Below are 15,007 nucleotides of genomic sequence, written 5' to 3'. Positions count from 1 at the left end.
TCTTTGTCCTGTTCTGAAGGGCCCTAAATGGCCGCGCGTTCTATTTCGGTGATTTGGGCAAGCTGGGAGATGGCTGGCCGATCACTAGTCTTGCATCGGAAAAGCGGATTGGCGTGCGCAATCCCCGCAAGCCTTCTTCCAGATCTACAACCATTCCGCGTGCTTCTATTTGCGGATCATTCAAAGCCTGTTTCACACTGTTGATCGGCCCCGCAGGCACCTTCGCCTGTTCCAGCTTCTCAAGTAAATCATCGCGTCCCCATTCCGCAATGCGGCGCGTGATCGAGGCCGATAATGCTTCGCGGTTTTTCACGCGCCGCGCATTTGTAGTCCATTCCTCGCGCCGGGGCATGGAAATCACCTCTGAAAACCGCTCGAACTGCCGATCATTGCCAATTGCGACGATCAGCCAGCCATCTTTGGCGCGAAAAGACTCATACGGCGCGATATTGGGATGAGCGTTGCCAAGACGTTTCGGGTTTCGGCCACTGGCAAGGTGATTCATCGCCTGATTGGCGAGCGTGCCCACCATCACATCGAACAGCGCCATGTCCACCAGCTGACCACGCTCAGTTTCCTCACGCTGCCGCAACGCTGCCTGGATACCAATAACGGCGTAAAGCCCCGTGAGAATATCCGCATAGGCCACGCCTATCTTCTGCGGCGGACCGTCAGGTTCTCCGGTCAGATCCATGATCCCACTCATGCCCTGGATGATGAAATCATACCCGGCGCGCGCCGCATAGGGGCCGTCCTGTCCGAAACCGGTGATCGAACAATAGACAAGCCGAGGATTATCCCGCGCGAGACTTTCATAATCGAGGCCGAAACGCTTCAACCCGCCAAGCTTGAAGTTCTCGATCACGACATCAGCATCCGCGATCAGCGCCTTCACGCGGGCCAGATCTTCGGGATCGGCGAAATTAGCGATCACACTCGCCTTCCCGCGGTTCGCAGCGTGGAAATAGGCCGCATCCGTCGTGCCATCTTCCCGATCGATGAAGGGCGGACCCCAGCCCCGCGTATCGTCTCCTTCAGGGCTTTCAACCTTGGTGACCTCCGCGCCCAGATCGGCCAGAACCTGCCCGGCCCAAGGGCCTGCAAGTATCCGTGCCAGTTCGACGACCTTGATGCCTCCCAGTGGCGCATGTCCGTGTGCTTCGCTCATACAAAGCGTCCTAATCACCTTCAGCGCAGATGACACATGTTTTCAGTTTGGTCCCGCCATGGCGGTTGACAAGAATGCTCAGGCCGAAACGTTTGCCTCGTCAAGGATCCTGGCGCCCAGGCGCCATCCCACGGCCCAGCATACCTCGGCCCTGACCCTGCCGCGACCGGGAATTATCACCGTAACAATTTCGCCCAATGGCAGGCGTCGCTCGCATTCGGCCATGAAGCCGGATTCGGAGATGTTTGCTATGCGCCCGGACAATTCCGAACATCCGTCATCTATGATGACATCCACGTCGCATTCCCAACGCGGGGGGCGCGAGACAAATGTCGATGCGGATAGTGTCAGACCCATTATTATTCTCCTGATATTGCAGGATAATAAGCAGTGGTTTCAAACATCTTATGTTTGTAAAATGAGACCAAAGCACATCGACATGTCTAAATGGAATTGCGTACACAAGCTTGTAACCCACAGTACATCCCGCGAATGTTGGGAAATCGTATTACAGGAGCCTCTGTGACCTTCGTCCACCCCGTCGTGCTGATTGCCAATTATGCGGGCAATCGAGAGCGTAATTGCCCAGAGCGTGAGCAGCAGGTCGCGAGCATGATGACGGTGACATGGACAGGATGAAAACGCCCACCCAACGGCTCGGCTTTTCGGTCGACGAGCTTTTGCCGCGCGCACGCGGTGGCGGTGCGTTGAAAATGGGGCTAGTGTCTCTCGCTGAAACTGAATGGCTCCAGCCAGACCCTGATCTTGACCTTCGGAACGCTGCTTTCGACGCCCATCCAGAAAGCGTGCAACTCACGCCAGATGCCCATCCGGCAGGAGCAGAACTTGCCGCAATGCGAGGGTTGCAAGGCGGGTTGGAAGATGCTGCGCGTTCAGCATGGGAGGACATGTGCCTGCTTGCCCCGGATGAAGGAGAAGGCCTGTACCGCCTGATCGGCGCGGCGGTGGCTTTTCCAACCGATTGGGACCCGGCAAGAAAGCTTGGCAAGTCACTCATCTCGCTCCACGCCCCGATCCACGGTTATACAGATCAGCTTGCAAGCGGGGTCGATCACTTCATGGCCGGTCTGAAACCGGGTAAGATTTTCGGGCGTTGTAACTGGTTTGTCAGCCCCACCCCGGCCTTGCGCTGGATAGCGCAAAATCCCCCACAACAGGCCTTTGCCCATGTCACAGTCGCCAATGCCGGCAGGACGCTTTTCGTTCGCAGCGAGCGCCAAACGCTGCGGCGCCTTCCTGAGACAGGGGCGATCCTGTTTACAATAGGGGTCCATGTCGCGCCTCTCGGATCGCTCTCCCCAGCCAATATTGCGCGAATGGCCAAAGCGGTGTTGACGATCCCGTCAGCAGAAGCGGAGCGGCGCGGCGCCACCTTCTTTGCGTCGCAGATTAAGACCTTCGCTGCGCAGGTGACGAAAACGATGGACTAGCCGTCCGAGTTTCCGCATTAGTCCGACAATACACTTGGTCGGACGCCAAGGAACATTCATCTATAATAAACTGCACATATTCCCTTGGGTTATATGTCCCTCTCAATGTTAGTGTTGCAATTGACATCGGTGTAGACATTGTTGCGCTCGGGTAACAGAGATTCGTGTACTAGGCAGTGTGACAAACTGTAGTTTGGAACAGATATTGCGCCCGGTTATAGAGCGAAGTGGACAAGCCATCGGGGGATTGCAATCAATGCATCGTAGCGCCTTTCCGGTGCGTTGGTCGTTTAGCACGGCAGCTTTGCTTGCCCTGTCCGCTTGCGCCACCTCGCAAGTCGATGTGGCGCAACCCACTGTCGCAGTGCCTGCCACCTGGGCGCTGGATGAAACGCAACGTGCCGCTGCAGCCCCCGTTTCTGCTGAGCTTGCACAATATTGGACCCTTCTTGGCGATCCATTGCTAACCCAATTCGTTGAGCAGGCGATCGTCGAAAATCGCGATCTTGCTATCAGTGCAGCACGACTTGATCAGGCCCGCGCATCGTTGGTTCAAGCGCGTGCCGGATATCTACCGGCCATATCGGCTACTGGCGGGATCAATCGCGACATTGGCGATTTTTCGCGCGATGGTGTGCAATTCTCTCTTGGCGCAGATGCCAGTTGGGAAGCCGATATCTTCGGCCAGATATCGAGCAGCGTTTCGGCAGCAAAGGCCGATCTCGCGGCAACGGGCTATTCGCTCGCTGATCTGCAACGCCTTTTGGTTGGACAGGTAGCCATCGCCACGGTCAATGCCCGCGCCACTTCACAACAGCTTGAAATCGCGCGCAATACGCTTGCCTATCAGGAAGACAATCTGCAGATTGCGCGATGGCGCAACCAGGCAGGCCTAGTTTCCAGCCTGGATGTCGAGCAGGCTCGTACCCAGCGCGCACAGACTGCTGCCACCGTTCCCCTTCTTGAAAGCAGCCTTGCCGCAACGGCCAATGCAATATCCACATTGATCGGTGAACCGCCGGGCCGTGTGTATAATGCGTTTGATACGGTGGGCCCTGCGGCAGTCCCGCAACCGCCTTTGCTCACAGGATTTGAAGCGCCTGCCGATGTCCTGCGCCGCCGCCCCGATGTGCGCAGTGCCGAAGCGGCATTGGTGGCAGACAGCGCGCGGATCGGTGTCGCGCGTGCTCAATTACTTCCGCTAGTGCGCCTCACCGGTTCCATCGGCACCTCTCAGGAAACGTTGGGCAGTCTTTTCGATGTGATCACGGGCAATCTATTTGCAGGTGTCAGTCAGCTCATTTTCGACGGAGGGCGCACGCGGGCCCAGATTGATAGCGCGGAGGCAGGCGCACGCGCCTCTCTTGCCAACTGGGAACAGTCTATTCTCAACGCACTCGAAGACGTTGAAACCGCATCGGTGGATCTGCGCACGGCGGGCCTGCGGGTCGATATCAATGATGAGGCACTTGATGCCGCCAGCAATTCCGCGCTGCTTGCGCGCAGCCAGTATCAGGGCGGATTGACCGATTTTCGTACGCTGCTGACCGCCGAAAACCTGCTGCTGTCCGCGCGCAACCAGATGGTCAGCGCAGAAGCCGACCGCGCCATCTCCTTCGTCCGCCTGACACAGGCGCTGGGCGGTGGCTGGACCAGCACAGATTATGATTTTCCACTGCCCGATGTCGCAGAGCGGCAAGCTGACAGGAATCCCGAATGAGCGAGACTGATACGACGACCTCGGAGGCAAACGATATCGAGAGCTATCTCGATGAAGGCAAACCGAAAAAGTGGTTCAAGCGCAAGCGGCTGTGGGTCGGGATCGCGCTGCTTTTCGCTATTCTCCTTCTGATATCGCAATGCGCCGGCGGCGAACAGAAAGCCGATTACATCACGGCAGAGGTCGAAACGCGTTCGCTCGATCTTTCCGTTACCGCAACGGGCAGCTTGCGTCCGACCAACCAGGTAGAGGTCGGTTCGGAAATCTCAGGCCGGCTCGACAGGGTGGTGGTAGATGTCAATGACCAGGTGAGCCGCGGCCAGGTGCTGGCAGTCATTAATACCGATGTAATCGAGGACCAGATTGCGCAGAACCGCGCCAATCTCAACGCTGCGCGAGCACAGGTGGCGCAGGCGCAGGCAACGCTTGATGGCGATGCCGCGCAGCTTGCAAGACTGATCGAAGTGCAGCGCCTTTCAGACGGGCGTGTGCCCAGCCAGGCTGAACTTGAACAGGCGGAGGCAGCAGTTAATCGCGGACGTGCAGCTGTGGCATCGGCGCGCGCCAATGTCAGCGCGTCGCAGGCACAATTGTCCTCCGCGCAAACCAATTATGAACGCGCCGTCATCCGCTCTCCTGTTTCGGGCGTAGTGCTGGCTCGGCAGGTGGAACCCGGCCAGACCGTTGCTGCCAGCTTCAACACGCCGACGCTGTTCGTGCTCGCTGAAAATCTTGCGACCATGCAATTGCGGGTCGATCTGGACGAAGCCGATGTTGGTCAGGTCGAGGTCGGACAGCAGGCCAGTTTCACCGTCGACGCATATCCCGGACGCCGGTTCCCCGCGACTGTGGAACGCGTTGATCTTGCTTCAAACAATATTGCGCTCAACAGCCAGCAACAGCAGCAGGGTCAACAGGTCGTCAGCTATGAAGCGCGATTGACGGTCGACAATGCTGATGGCTTGCTGCGTCCCGGCATGACGGCAACCGCCACGATCGCCACGCAAAGCACCGGAGAAGCGATGTTGGTGCCCAATGGTGCCATTCGCTTTGATCCCGAAGAAGAAGAAGAGGAAGGTGGTATTTTCGGCCCGCAGGAATTTGGCCTCGACAGCAATGACGAAGCCAGCATCGGGGTTGGCAGCCGCCAGACTGTCTACTTGGTAGACGAGGCAGGAGAACTGCAAGCGATAGAAGTCGTGACCGGACAAAGCGATGGCCGGTTTACCGTGGTGACATCAGATGAACTGGAGCCGGGGATGAAGGTAGTTACCGGCATTCGCGCAGGCAGTCCGTGAGCGCCGCTCCCCTCATCGAACTTGAAGGCATAACCAAGACCTTCGGCACCGGTGCTGCGGCGTTTCAGGCGCTGAAGGGTGTGGACATGGCCATCCAGCGGGGTGATTTCGTGGCGGTGATGGGCCCATCAGGCTCAGGGAAATCGACCACGATGAACATTCTTGGCTGCCTTGATGTTCCCACCAGTGGCATCTTCCGGTTCAAAGGGGTGGAGGTGCAAGCACTCACCCGCGACCAGCGGTCATTGCTGCGACGTCGCTATCTCGGCTTTGTGTTTCAGGGTTTCAATCTGCTGGCGCGCACTTCGGCCCTGGAAAACGTGGAACTGCCGCTGCTCTATCGCGGGGAAACCAAGAAGGCACGGCGCGAGGCAGCGGAAAGATCGCTCGACAAGGTCGGATTGCTGCCATGGGCCAAGCATACCCCGGCAGAACTTTCAGGAGGTCAGCAACAGCGAGTCGCCATCGCCCGCGCGCTTGTCACTGATCCGGACGTCTTGCTGGCGGACGAGCCGACCGGCAATCTGGACACGGAACGCTCTCTGGAGATCATGGATCTGCTGACCGATCTCAGTAATACCGGCATCACCGTCCTCATGGTAACGCACGAAGAAGAGATGGCAGAATACGCGCGGACCATCGTGCATTTCCGTGATGGACTTGTCGAACGTATCGATCGCGGCCACAGGTCCGGCGCTCCTTTGCGCGAGCACGCCTGATGTTGCGCATGTTCGGGGCCACTCTCCTGCTCGCTATCAGGGAAATCCGGCGGCATATTCTGCGCAGTTTCCTGACGACGCTGGGCATCATCATCGGCGTGGCGGCGGTCATCACCATGGTAACACTTGGCCGTGGATTGACCGCCAATGTTCAGCAAGAAGTGTCCGGCCTTGGATCGGACGTGTTCATCGTGTTCCCATCGAGGGTGGATCCGAACACCCCGCCACCACCATTTGACGATGATGATGTGCGCTCTGTCGAGATGCAAATTCCTGGCGTCGAGGGGACTGCCGGATCAGTCAGCCAACCGGCCGTAGCTTTCCATAACGGCCAGGATTGGCAAACCAACGTCCAAGGCGCGAACGGATCATTCTTCACAGCGCAATCCATAGACGTGGTCGATGGCCGCGCATTCAGCGAGGAAGAGGAAGCGCGCGGCGAGAGCGTTTGCATTGTCGGCCCCACTATCGTGGAAGAAATTTTTGTCGCCGACGTTGTCCTGGGCGAGGAAATGCGCATCGGCAACGTCTCGTGCCAAGTTGTCGGTGTGATAGATGAGCGGTCCAGTGCCGTTGGTGGCGGCAATGATGCCAATGACATCGTCTTCATGCCGCTAAAAACGGTTCAGCGCAGGTTTACCGGCAGCACCGACGTGCAGTTTTTCGTAGTGAAATATGACCCATCATATGCCAGCGCCTTCATTCAGAAGCAGCTTGTCGAACTGCTGCGTGAACGTCGCGTCATTCAGGAAGGCGAGGACAATGATTTCAATATTATCGATACCGCCGAAATCAGCCAGACGGTGGATACGATCACCGGAACCATGACGCTGGTAGTGACAGTCATTGCCGCGATCAGCCTGTTAGTAGGCGGCATCGGCATTATGAATATAATGCTGGTTTCGGTGACGGAGCGGACGCGCGAAATAGGCATTCGTCTTGCCATCGGCGCGCTTGCCCGCGAGGTGCGGTTGCAGTTCCTGACAGAAGCCGTGGTCTTGTGCTGCTTTGGCGGACTCGTGGGCATTGGCCTGGCCTTCGCGCTATCATTTGGGTTGGCCCAGGCGATTGACCTGCCCTTCCTTTTCGATCCGGTCGTTAATGTCCTGAGCTTTGTATTCAGCGCGGTGATGGGTATCGTCTTCGGCTATTACCCTGCACACCGCGCCAGCAAGCTGGATCCCATCGAAGCGTTACGGCACGAATAAGCTATTCACATGACAAGGGCCGCACTTCCTGCAAAGTGCGGCCCCGTCATCAATCAGGCAACATCTACCAGCACGATCTCGCTGTCTTCCAACGCCTTCACGCTGAGCGTATCGAGATCAGCAATCGCCGCGCCATCGCGTGTATTAACGGTGGTGCCATGCAGGTCGAGCGTGCCGGTGGCAGCCACAACATAGGCCTTGCGCCCGCCGAGCACGTATTCAAGCGTCTCCCCGGCCCTGACAGTTGCCCCCACCACGCGTGCATCCGCATTTATGGACAATGCGCCCTCATCGTCTTCATGCCCGCTCGCCAGGATGGCCCAGCTCCCTGCCCGATCGTTCCGGGGGAAAGGTTTCGCGCCCCACTGCGGGTCCCGGTCCCGCTTGTCCCTGTCTGGCAAGATCCAGATCTGGAACAGGCTCGTCTCCTCATCCTCCTCATTATATTCGGCGTGGCGAATGCCCGTCCCCGCGCTCATCACTTGCACATCGCCCGCTTCGGTCCGGCCTTGATTGCCAAGGCTGTCCTTATGCGTGATTGCGCCTGTGCGGACATAGGTAATGATTTCCATATTATCGTGCGGATGCGGCGGGAAACCGCTGTTGGCCGCGATATGATCATCATTCCACACGCGCAGCGCACCCCAGTGTAACCGCGACGGATCGTGATATTCGGCGAAAGAAAAATGGTGCTTTGTATTCAGCCAGCCATGATCTGCGCCACCGAGGCTGTCAAAAGGTCGAAGTTCAATCATCGCATGTCTCCTTCACACCCTAGATGGGTTGGCGAAGGCACTGCTCCAATATCGCCGTTTCTTGACCAGCCTCAAGCGTGGCTATCAGCTGTCTAGCCGGTGATGATTGCGCGGCATTCGCCAAGGCCGATACGGGCCAGACCTTCCTTTTCAGCATAGGCGATGATGATGACTTCATCACCGTTTTCAAGAAAGGTCCGCTTCTCGCCATTGGGCAAGGTGATGGCATTCTTGCCGCCTTCGGTCAGTTCGATAAGGCTGCCCTTGCCGCCTTCATCGCCGCTGGTCAGCGTGCCCGTTCCCAGCAGATCGCCCGCCTGTAGATTGCACCCGTTTGACGAATGGTGCGCGATAAGTTGCGCAGCTGTCCAATACATGGCCGTCATCGGGCCTTGGCTGAGGCGGTGCGGAGCATCGCCTGCTTCGCGCATGGCAGAGGTGGTCATCAAGACTTCCATGGTAATGCCGAATGCGCCGTTGGCCTGATCCGCCTCATCCTGCAGATACGGCAGCGGAGCGGGATCGCCTTCAGGACGGGCCGGCTGCGCCGTACGGAACGGTGCCAGCGCATCCATTGTCACCACCCAGGGCGATATGGAGGAATGGAAGCTCTTCGCCAGAAATGGCCCGAGCGGCTGGTATTCCCAAGCCTGAATATCGCGCGCAGACCAATCGTTGAGGATGGAAATACCGGCGATGTGGTCTTCCGCATCGCCAATCGGAATAGGCTCGCCAAGCTCGTTCCCCTGCCCGACCCAGATCGCCATTTCCAATTCGTAATCCAGCCGCTTGCATGGGCCGAAGCTGGGCTCATCGGCATCCGGCGCCTTGGTCTGGCCCGATGGCCGCTTCACATCGACACCTGAAATACGGACGGACGATGAGCGGCCGTGATATCCGATGGGGACGTATTTATAGTTCGGCAAAAGCGGATTATCGGGCCGGAACAGGCTACCGATATTCGTCGCATGGTGAATGCCGGTGTAGAAATCGGTATAGTCGCAAATCACAAAGGGCATATGCAATGTGCAGCCATCAGCTTTGTGAAGAGCGGGTTCGATCTCGGCCTGCATGGCGGTGTCTGTAAGCAGGGTGAAAACGGCGTGACGCAGCGCGGTGATCGGGCCGCGGCCGACCTTGAACAACATGTTGAGCGCAGGCGCGTTGGCCGCCATCGCCGCTGCGGCAGCATCGCCTTCCAGATGTTTGGCAATAGCGGGAATGTCGAGAACCATGTCCCCGATCGCCATGCCTCCACGCGGCGTGGGATTGTCCGAAGTGGAAAATATGCCGAGCGGCAGGTTCTGCACGGGAAAATCGCTATGTCCATTGGCTCCGGCCACCCAGCTGGCGGCGGCGGGATCATGGGTGAAATCGATGGTAATATTCATCAGGGTAATCTCGCTTTGGGGAAGCCATTCCAGCAGGCATCGTAATCGCTTTGCAGCAGCCCGCCTGTCATGGCGAAGGGGGTTGTCTGGATGATGGCGCGGCTTTCGAACATGAATGCCAGCGTATCGTCAATCTTCACGGGTTTCAGATCGGCCTGCATCGCCCTGGCCGTGCTTTCAACATCGGGTCCATGGCCGTTGAACTGGTTGTGCAGGCTTGCCCCTCCGGGCGCAAATCCGCCGCCTTCCTTGGCATCGTAAGTGCCATGGATCAGGCCCATGAATTCGCTCATCACATTGCGATGGAACCATGGCGGACGGAACGTGTCTTCCCCTACCATCCAGCGCGGAGGAAAGATCACGAAATCGCAATTGGCTGTGCCCGACGTATCAGACGGGCTGGTGAGCACGGTGAAGATTGATGGGTCGGGGTGATCAAAGCTGACCGTGCCAATAGTGTTGAAGCGCGCCAGATCATAGCGGGAGGGCGTAGAATTGCCGTGCCAGGCGACCACGTCGAAAGGCGAATGGTCAAGCGTAGTGCTCCACAGGCAACCGTTGAATTTCTGGACCACTTCAAACGGTTCATCGCGATCTTCGAACCAGGCGACAGGCGCTTCGAAATCGCGCGGACTGGCAAGGCCGTTCGCGCCGATGGGACCAAGGTCGGGCAGGCAAAAAGGCACACCGAAGTTTTCGCACACATAGCCGCGCGCGGCGCCATCAGTCAGTGCAACCCGGAAGCGCATGCCCTTGGGGACCAACGCAATATGGCCTGGCGGCACATCAAGGCGGCCAAGCTCTGTCACGATCCGCAATGCGCCCTGCTGCGGCACGATGAGCATTTCCCCGTCAGAATTCTGAAAAGCGCGCGCATCCATGCCGGCAGTAGCGGCATAAAGGTGGATCCCAATCCCACCCGAAGATGGATCGCCATTGCCGCCATAAGTCATCAACCCATCGACAAAGTCGACAGCACCATCGGGCATCGGCAGCGGGTCCCAGCGCAGGCGGTTGGGGGTTGTTTGACTATCGTCTGGCTGCACCAGATGTTTCGCGCCATCATATGGTGCATATGGCCCATGTTCAGTAGTCGGGCGCATGCGATAGAGCCAGCTGCGACGGTTCTGAGCCCTTGGCGCAGTAAAGGCGCTGGTGCTAAACTGTTCAGCGTAAAGTCCGAAGGCCGGGCGTTGCGGGCTGTTGCGTCCCTGCGGCAGCGCACCATCCACGGCTTCGGTCGCGAAGTGGTTGAGAAATCCGGTCTGATAGTCCATCTGCAATTAGTCTCACATGAAACCTGTTGGTGTCATGCCTCCCTTGGCCCGGTTTCGCAATGGTCTTAAGGATCGCAACGATTGAACCCACGAGAGGTGCCGAATGAAGTTGTATGGATATTGGCGTAGTTCCACCAGCTATCGCTTGCGCTGCGCACTGGAGTTGAAGGGCCTGTCTTATGAAGACTGTCCGGTAAACCTGATCGAAAGTGAACAGCGAGGACAAGCGTTTACGAGTCGCAATCCTTTTGCCGGTGTGCCGATGCTGGAGGCTGATGGCCGCGACCGTGCACAAAGCATGGCCATCATTGCATGGCTGGATGAACGCTATCCCGAACGCTCGCTCCTGCCTACCGATATCGAAAGCCGATTTACCGCACGCGAATTGGCCTATGCCATCGCCACCGAATTGCATGCGCCGCTCAATCTGCCGGTGCTCAAATATCTGAAGGCAGAGCTTGGCCATGATCAGGACGATATCGACACATGGTATCGCCATTGGCTCGCTAAAACGCTGCTGCCGGTGGAAAAGAGGTTGTCCCAGCTTTCGACAGGCGAATTCCTGCTGGATGCGCCCGGCCTGTTTGAAGCAGTGCTTGTGCCCCAGCTTTATAATGCGAGGCGCTTTGATTTCGATCTGTCGCAATGTCCGCGCATGGAGCAGATAGAAAAAGCCTGCCTTGCCATGCCTGCGTTCCAGCGTGCCCATCCGGACAGCCAGCCTGACGCGGGTTAGAGCACTTCGGTCAGCACTTCGTCTATCGCGGTGAGGATTCGATCAAGCTGATCCTGCGTCATGCAATAAGGCGGCATCAGGTAGATCGTATTGCCCAATGGCCGCAGCAGTATATCGCGCTGCAGGAAGCCTGCTTTCATTCTCGGCGCGAGGTCGGAAAGGTAGCCTGCATCGGTCACGTCCACATCCATCGCAATGATGCTGCCGCATTGGCGCAAATTCGCAAGACTGTGTTTCGCGGCCAGATGGGCAAAGCCATCGGCCTCTCTGGCGGCCAGCGACGTCACCTGCTCCAGCACCCCGCCTTCCTGCCATATCGCCAGATTGGCGTTGGCGGCGGCGCAGGCGATGGGGTTGGCTGTGTAGCTGGAAGAATGGAAAAACAACTTTGATCGGTCGGTCGAATAATGCGCATCGTAGATCGGCGCGCTTGCCATCGTCACCGCCAGAGGCATGCTGCCACCAGTAATGCCCTTGGCAAGGCAGAGTATGTCGGGAACTACGCCCGCCTGTTCGCAAGCAAGCAAAGTGCCCGTACGGCCCCAGCCGGTCATCACTTCATCGGCGATGAACAGCACGTCATGCGCCGCACAAATGGCGCGCATTTCTGCAAGAACATGCGCCGGATAGACCAGCATTCCACCAGCCCCCAGCACCAGCGGCTCCACGATGAAGGCGGCGATATCGCCTGCGCTGCAAGCAGAATTGAGAGCATCAAGACTCGCCTGCTCTGCCCCTTTATGCGGGAACGGGATAGTGCCAACATCGAACAGGAGCGGGGAATAAGCGCGATTGTAAACGCCGCGTTCGCCAATAGACATCGCGCCGATCGTATCGCCATGATAGCTATGTTCCAGCACCAATATGCGATGGCGTGACTCCCCGCGATTGGCCCAGAATCCCAGCGCCATCTTGAGCGCAACCTCCACTGCGGTAGAGCCTGAATCGGAAAAAAAGACATATTGCAGCGCGGGCGGCGTCATTGCAATCAGGCCCCGCGCCAGATCCTCGGCAGGTTGGTGGGTCCAACCCGCGAAAATAAGCTGGTCAAGCTTTTCGGCTTGCTGGCGGATTGCTGCGACAATGCGCGGATGGTTATGCCCCAGCGTGGTGACCCACCAGCTGGAAATCGCGTCAACAATTTCGCGTCCGTCAGAAGTGTAGAGCAATGCGCCCTCGGCGCGCTCTACCAGCGGAATGTCCTCGCCCAGCCCGTGCTGGTGAAACGGATGCCAGACAGGGCTGCTCATGCCATCAAATCCAGGCGGATATTGGTGGCAAATGCGGCAGAAAGGCCGGCCGCATCAAGAGGTTCAAGCTGCGGCAGGCGGCCCAATTGTGCAACGCCGCTGAAATGCGCGATGGCCCGTTGCGCCACCGGTTCCTCCTCCCCTGTAAATACCACGCCCGCGATCAATACCCCGCGCGCCTTAAGCGCCTCCACCGTTAGCAAAGTATGGCTGATTGTGCCAAGCGCGGTGCGCGCAACTATAATGGCGGGCAAGGCCCAACAGGAAAACAGGTCTGCAGCAAGAAGATCATCGGTATAGGGAACAAGTACGCCGCCCGCCCCTTCGACGATCAAGGGGTCTTCCGCTGCGGGCAATTTCAGCCTGTCACAATCCATCGTGATCCCGTCAATCCGCGCGGCCTCATGCGGTGAACACGGTGTTTTGAGCCGATAGGCTTCAGGTAGGACCTGCGCGCCCGTACCCGCACAAAGCCGCGCCACCACCTCTGTATCGGTTTCTTCTTCCAGCCCGCTTTGCACAGGCTTCCAATATGTGCCGCGCAGTGCAGCAGTGAGACCCGCAGCAAACACGGTCTTGCCGATGCCAGTGTCAGTGCCGGTGACGATAAACCCCTTCACCGCAAACCGCCCCTCACTTCAAAAAAGCGCACCACATCGGTTTGACTATGGGTGGCAAACAGAGCGAGATGAAGACTTTTTTCGCCGGCAGGCACAATAGTCGGCCGAATCGCTATGCTAGGGATGCGTTCAGAACAGCGGGGTTCGGCGCGGGAGTGCCGGGCCGATCTGCGCTGCCCGAGGACGTCGGCAAACCTTTCCTGCATGATTGGCCCTATTGCGCCGGCACGCTTTCGGCATTGCTCGATGCGGCGCAGGACTTGGCTGCGCGCAGAGGCTCCTCCCCCTGCATCGGCGTAATGCCCAGACGCTGGAACAGGGCGGCATCGCTATCGTCACCCGCATTAGGCGCGGTCAGCAGCTTGTCGCCTGTGAAGATCGAATTTGCACCTGCCATGAAACACAGCGCCTGTGTCGCATCAGACATGCTTTCACGCCCTGCGGAAAGGCGCACCATGCTTTGCGGCATGCAAATGCGCGCCACGGCAATTGTGCGGACGAATTCTATATCGTCGATCTTGGCCACAGGCGTATCTGCCAGCATATCGCCAAGCGGTGTGCCCTTCACCGGCACCAGCGCATTGACCGGAACGCTTTCAGGATGACTCTCCAGCGTGGCGAGCGTGTGGACAAAGCCAACACGGTCGGCGCGCGTTTCGCCCATGCCTACGATCCCGCCACTGCACACGTTGATGCCAGCGTCGCGCACATTGCCCAGCGTATCGAGTCTGTCCTGGTAATTGCGCGTGGTGATGACCCGGTCATAATATTCGGGACCGGTATCGATGTTGTGATTGTAGTAATCGAGGCCCGCCTCGGCCAGCATATCAGCCTGTTTCGGAGAAAGCATGCCAAGCGTCATGCATGTCTCCATTCCCATTTCGCGAACGCCTTTCACGATCTCGACAATCTTGGGCATGTCGCGTTCTTTCGGGTTGCGCCATGCTGCGCCCATGCAGAAACGCTGCGATCCGGCATCCTTTGCCTGCGCTGCGCTCTGCAACACCTGCCGCACATCCATCAGCTTGGTCGCTTCGACACCGCTATCGGCATGCGCGCTTTGCGAACAATATCCGCAATCTTCCGGGCAACCGCCGGTCTTGATCGACAGCAGGGTGCACAATTGCACTTCATCGGCAGCATGATGTGCGCGATGGGTCTGCGCTGCCCGAAACAGCAGTTCAGTAAATGGCAAACCGAACAGGTCGGCGATTTCCTCGCGCGTCCAGTCATTGCGTATAGTCGATTCAGCGGAAATCAGCGTGTCCATGCGTCGGCCATGGCGAAAAACTTGGCGCAGGTAAAGCAGACGCGTGGCACCGCCCGATCAAACAATAAGACGGGCTCTAATCCTGCCCAGCGTCAAAGAAATTATGCCCGAATGTAAAATCTAGTAACAATCAGGTCCATTTCC

General features: G+C 58.0%; 14 protein-coding genes. 6 read left to right on the top strand and 8 right to left on the bottom strand.

What is annotated here, in order from left to right:
- Window positions 1-40 precede the first annotated feature (40 nt).
- Window positions 41-1,168, bottom strand: coding sequence for a CaiB/BaiF CoA transferase family protein (locus tag CP97_RS06300; RefSeq protein WP_048885242.1), 1,128 nt, complete (start codon window positions 1,166-1,168; stop codon window positions 41-43).
- A 78-nt stretch (window positions 1,169-1,246) separates the two neighbouring features.
- Window positions 1,247-1,525 (bottom strand): PilZ domain-containing protein, encoded by a 279-nt coding sequence (locus tag CP97_RS06295; protein WP_082863746.1) that lies wholly within the window; start codon window positions 1,523-1,525, stop codon window positions 1,247-1,249.
- Between the two features lie 278 nt (window positions 1,526-1,803).
- Between CP97_RS06295 and CP97_RS06290 the strand changes: the two genes are divergently transcribed.
- The 5 genes from CP97_RS06290 (at window position 1,804) to CP97_RS06270 (ending at window position 7,564) form a co-directional block, all read left to right on the top strand.
- Window positions 1,804-2,619 (top strand): heme-dependent oxidative N-demethylase subunit alpha family protein, encoded by an 816-nt coding sequence (locus CP97_RS06290; RefSeq protein ID WP_048885240.1) that lies wholly within the window; start codon window positions 1,804-1,806, stop codon window positions 2,617-2,619.
- A 256-nt stretch (window positions 2,620-2,875) separates the two neighbouring features.
- Window positions 2,876-4,339 carry an efflux transporter outer membrane subunit gene (locus CP97_RS06285; protein WP_048885239.1) on the top strand — a complete coding sequence of 488 codons (1,464 nt, stop codon included), beginning with the start codon at window positions 2,876-2,878 and terminating at the stop codon, window positions 4,337-4,339.
- A complete protein-coding gene (locus CP97_RS06280) occupies window positions 4,336-5,637 on the top strand; it encodes an efflux RND transporter periplasmic adaptor subunit (protein ID WP_048885238.1) in 1,302 nt (433 codons plus the stop codon). Before CP97_RS06285 ends, CP97_RS06280 begins: the two co-directional genes overlap by 4 nt.
- Window positions 5,634-6,356, top strand: coding sequence for an ABC transporter ATP-binding protein (locus tag CP97_RS06275; protein WP_048885237.1), 723 nt, complete (start codon window positions 5,634-5,636; stop codon window positions 6,354-6,356). Before CP97_RS06280 ends, CP97_RS06275 begins: the two co-directional genes overlap by 4 nt.
- An 8-nt stretch (window positions 6,357-6,364) precedes the next feature.
- Complete coding sequence (locus CP97_RS06270) at window positions 6,365-7,564, top strand: ABC transporter permease (RefSeq protein WP_048886784.1); 1,200 nt, start codon at window positions 6,365-6,367, stop codon at window positions 7,562-7,564.
- 53 nt (window positions 7,565-7,617) lie between these two features.
- Here CP97_RS06270 and CP97_RS06265 read toward each other — a convergent pair whose 3' ends face one another.
- The 3 genes from CP97_RS06265 to hmgA all read right to left on the bottom strand — a co-directional run bounded on the left by CP97_RS06265 (window position 7,618) and on the right by hmgA (window position 10,987).
- Complete coding sequence (locus CP97_RS06265) at window positions 7,618-8,319, bottom strand: pirin family protein (RefSeq protein ID WP_048885236.1); 702 nt, start codon at window positions 8,317-8,319, stop codon at window positions 7,618-7,620.
- A 92-nt stretch (window positions 8,320-8,411) separates the two neighbouring features.
- A complete protein-coding gene (fahA, locus tag CP97_RS06260; RefSeq protein WP_048885235.1) occupies window positions 8,412-9,710 on the bottom strand; it encodes a fumarylacetoacetase in 1,299 nt (432 codons plus the stop codon).
- Entirely contained in the window at window positions 9,710-10,987 is a 1,278-nt protein-coding gene (gene hmgA, locus CP97_RS06255) for a homogentisate 1,2-dioxygenase (protein ID WP_048885234.1), read from the bottom strand. Before hmgA ends, fahA begins: the two co-directional genes overlap by 1 nt.
- Before the next feature lie 103 nt (window positions 10,988-11,090).
- On the opposite strand from hmgA, the gene maiA reads away from it, so the two are divergent.
- Window positions 11,091-11,723 carry a maleylacetoacetate isomerase gene (gene maiA, locus CP97_RS06250; protein ID WP_048885233.1) on the top strand — a complete coding sequence of 211 codons (633 nt, stop codon included), beginning with the start codon at window positions 11,091-11,093 and terminating at the stop codon, window positions 11,721-11,723.
- Here maiA and CP97_RS06245 read toward each other — a convergent pair.
- From CP97_RS06245 to bioB, 3 genes are all read right to left on the bottom strand, one after another.
- Window positions 11,720-12,973, bottom strand: a complete 1,254-nt coding sequence (locus tag CP97_RS06245) for an adenosylmethionine--8-amino-7-oxononanoate transaminase (protein WP_048885232.1) — start codon at window positions 12,971-12,973, stop codon at window positions 11,720-11,722. The genes maiA and CP97_RS06245 overlap by 4 nt on opposite strands.
- Window positions 12,970-13,593, bottom strand: a complete 624-nt coding sequence (bioD, locus tag CP97_RS06240; protein ID WP_048885231.1) for a dethiobiotin synthase — start codon at window positions 13,591-13,593, stop codon at window positions 12,970-12,972. Before bioD ends, CP97_RS06245 begins: the two co-directional genes overlap by 4 nt.
- Window positions 13,594-13,807: 214 nt before the next feature.
- Complete coding sequence (gene bioB / locus CP97_RS06230) at window positions 13,808-14,863, bottom strand: biotin synthase BioB (protein ID WP_048885229.1); 1,056 nt, start codon at window positions 14,861-14,863, stop codon at window positions 13,808-13,810.
- Window positions 14,864-15,007: the final 144 nt, after the last annotated feature.

It is taken from the genome of Aurantiacibacter atlanticus (assembly GCF_001077815.2).
In the GTDB taxonomy this organism is placed as follows: Bacteria; Pseudomonadota; Alphaproteobacteria; order Sphingomonadales; family Sphingomonadaceae; genus Alteraurantiacibacter; species Alteraurantiacibacter atlanticus.
This window is presented reverse-complemented; position numbering and strand designations above follow the sequence as displayed.

What these genes read in the sequence shown, in the direction of transcription:
- CP97_RS06300 (WP_048885242.1), bottom strand. Translation starts at nt 1,168, where the DNA reads ATGAGCGAAGCACACGGACATGCGCCACTGGGAGGCATCAAGGTCGTC.
- CP97_RS06295 (WP_082863746.1), bottom strand. Translation starts at nt 1,525, where the DNA reads ATGGGTCTGACACTATCCGCATCGACATTTGTCTCGCGCCCCCCGCGT.
- CP97_RS06290 (WP_048885240.1), top strand. Translation starts at nt 1,804, where the DNA reads ATGAAAACGCCCACCCAACGGCTCGGCTTTTCGGTCGACGAGCTTTTG.
- CP97_RS06285 (WP_048885239.1), top strand. Translation starts at nt 2,876, where the DNA reads ATGCATCGTAGCGCCTTTCCGGTGCGTTGGTCGTTTAGCACGGCAGCT.
- CP97_RS06280 (WP_048885238.1), top strand. Translation starts at nt 4,336, where the DNA reads ATGAGCGAGACTGATACGACGACCTCGGAGGCAAACGATATCGAGAGC.
- CP97_RS06270 (WP_048886784.1), top strand. Translation starts at nt 6,365, where the DNA reads ATGTTCGGGGCCACTCTCCTGCTCGCTATCAGGGAAATCCGGCGGCAT.
- CP97_RS06265 (WP_048885236.1), bottom strand. Translation starts at nt 8,319, where the DNA reads ATGATTGAACTTCGACCTTTTGACAGCCTCGGTGGCGCAGATCATGGC.
- fahA (WP_048885235.1), bottom strand. Translation starts at nt 9,710, where the DNA reads ATGAATATTACCATCGATTTCACCCATGATCCCGCCGCCGCCAGCTGG.
- hmgA (WP_048885234.1), bottom strand. Translation starts at nt 10,987, where the DNA reads ATGGACTATCAGACCGGATTTCTCAACCACTTCGCGACCGAAGCCGTG.
- maiA (WP_048885233.1), top strand. Translation starts at nt 11,091, where the DNA reads ATGAAGTTGTATGGATATTGGCGTAGTTCCACCAGCTATCGCTTGCGC.
- CP97_RS06245 (WP_048885232.1), bottom strand. Translation starts at nt 12,973, where the DNA reads ATGAGCAGCCCTGTCTGGCATCCGTTTCACCAGCACGGGCTGGGCGAG.
- bioB (WP_048885229.1), bottom strand. Translation starts at nt 14,863, where the DNA reads ATGGACACGCTGATTTCCGCTGAATCGACTATACGCAATGACTGGACG.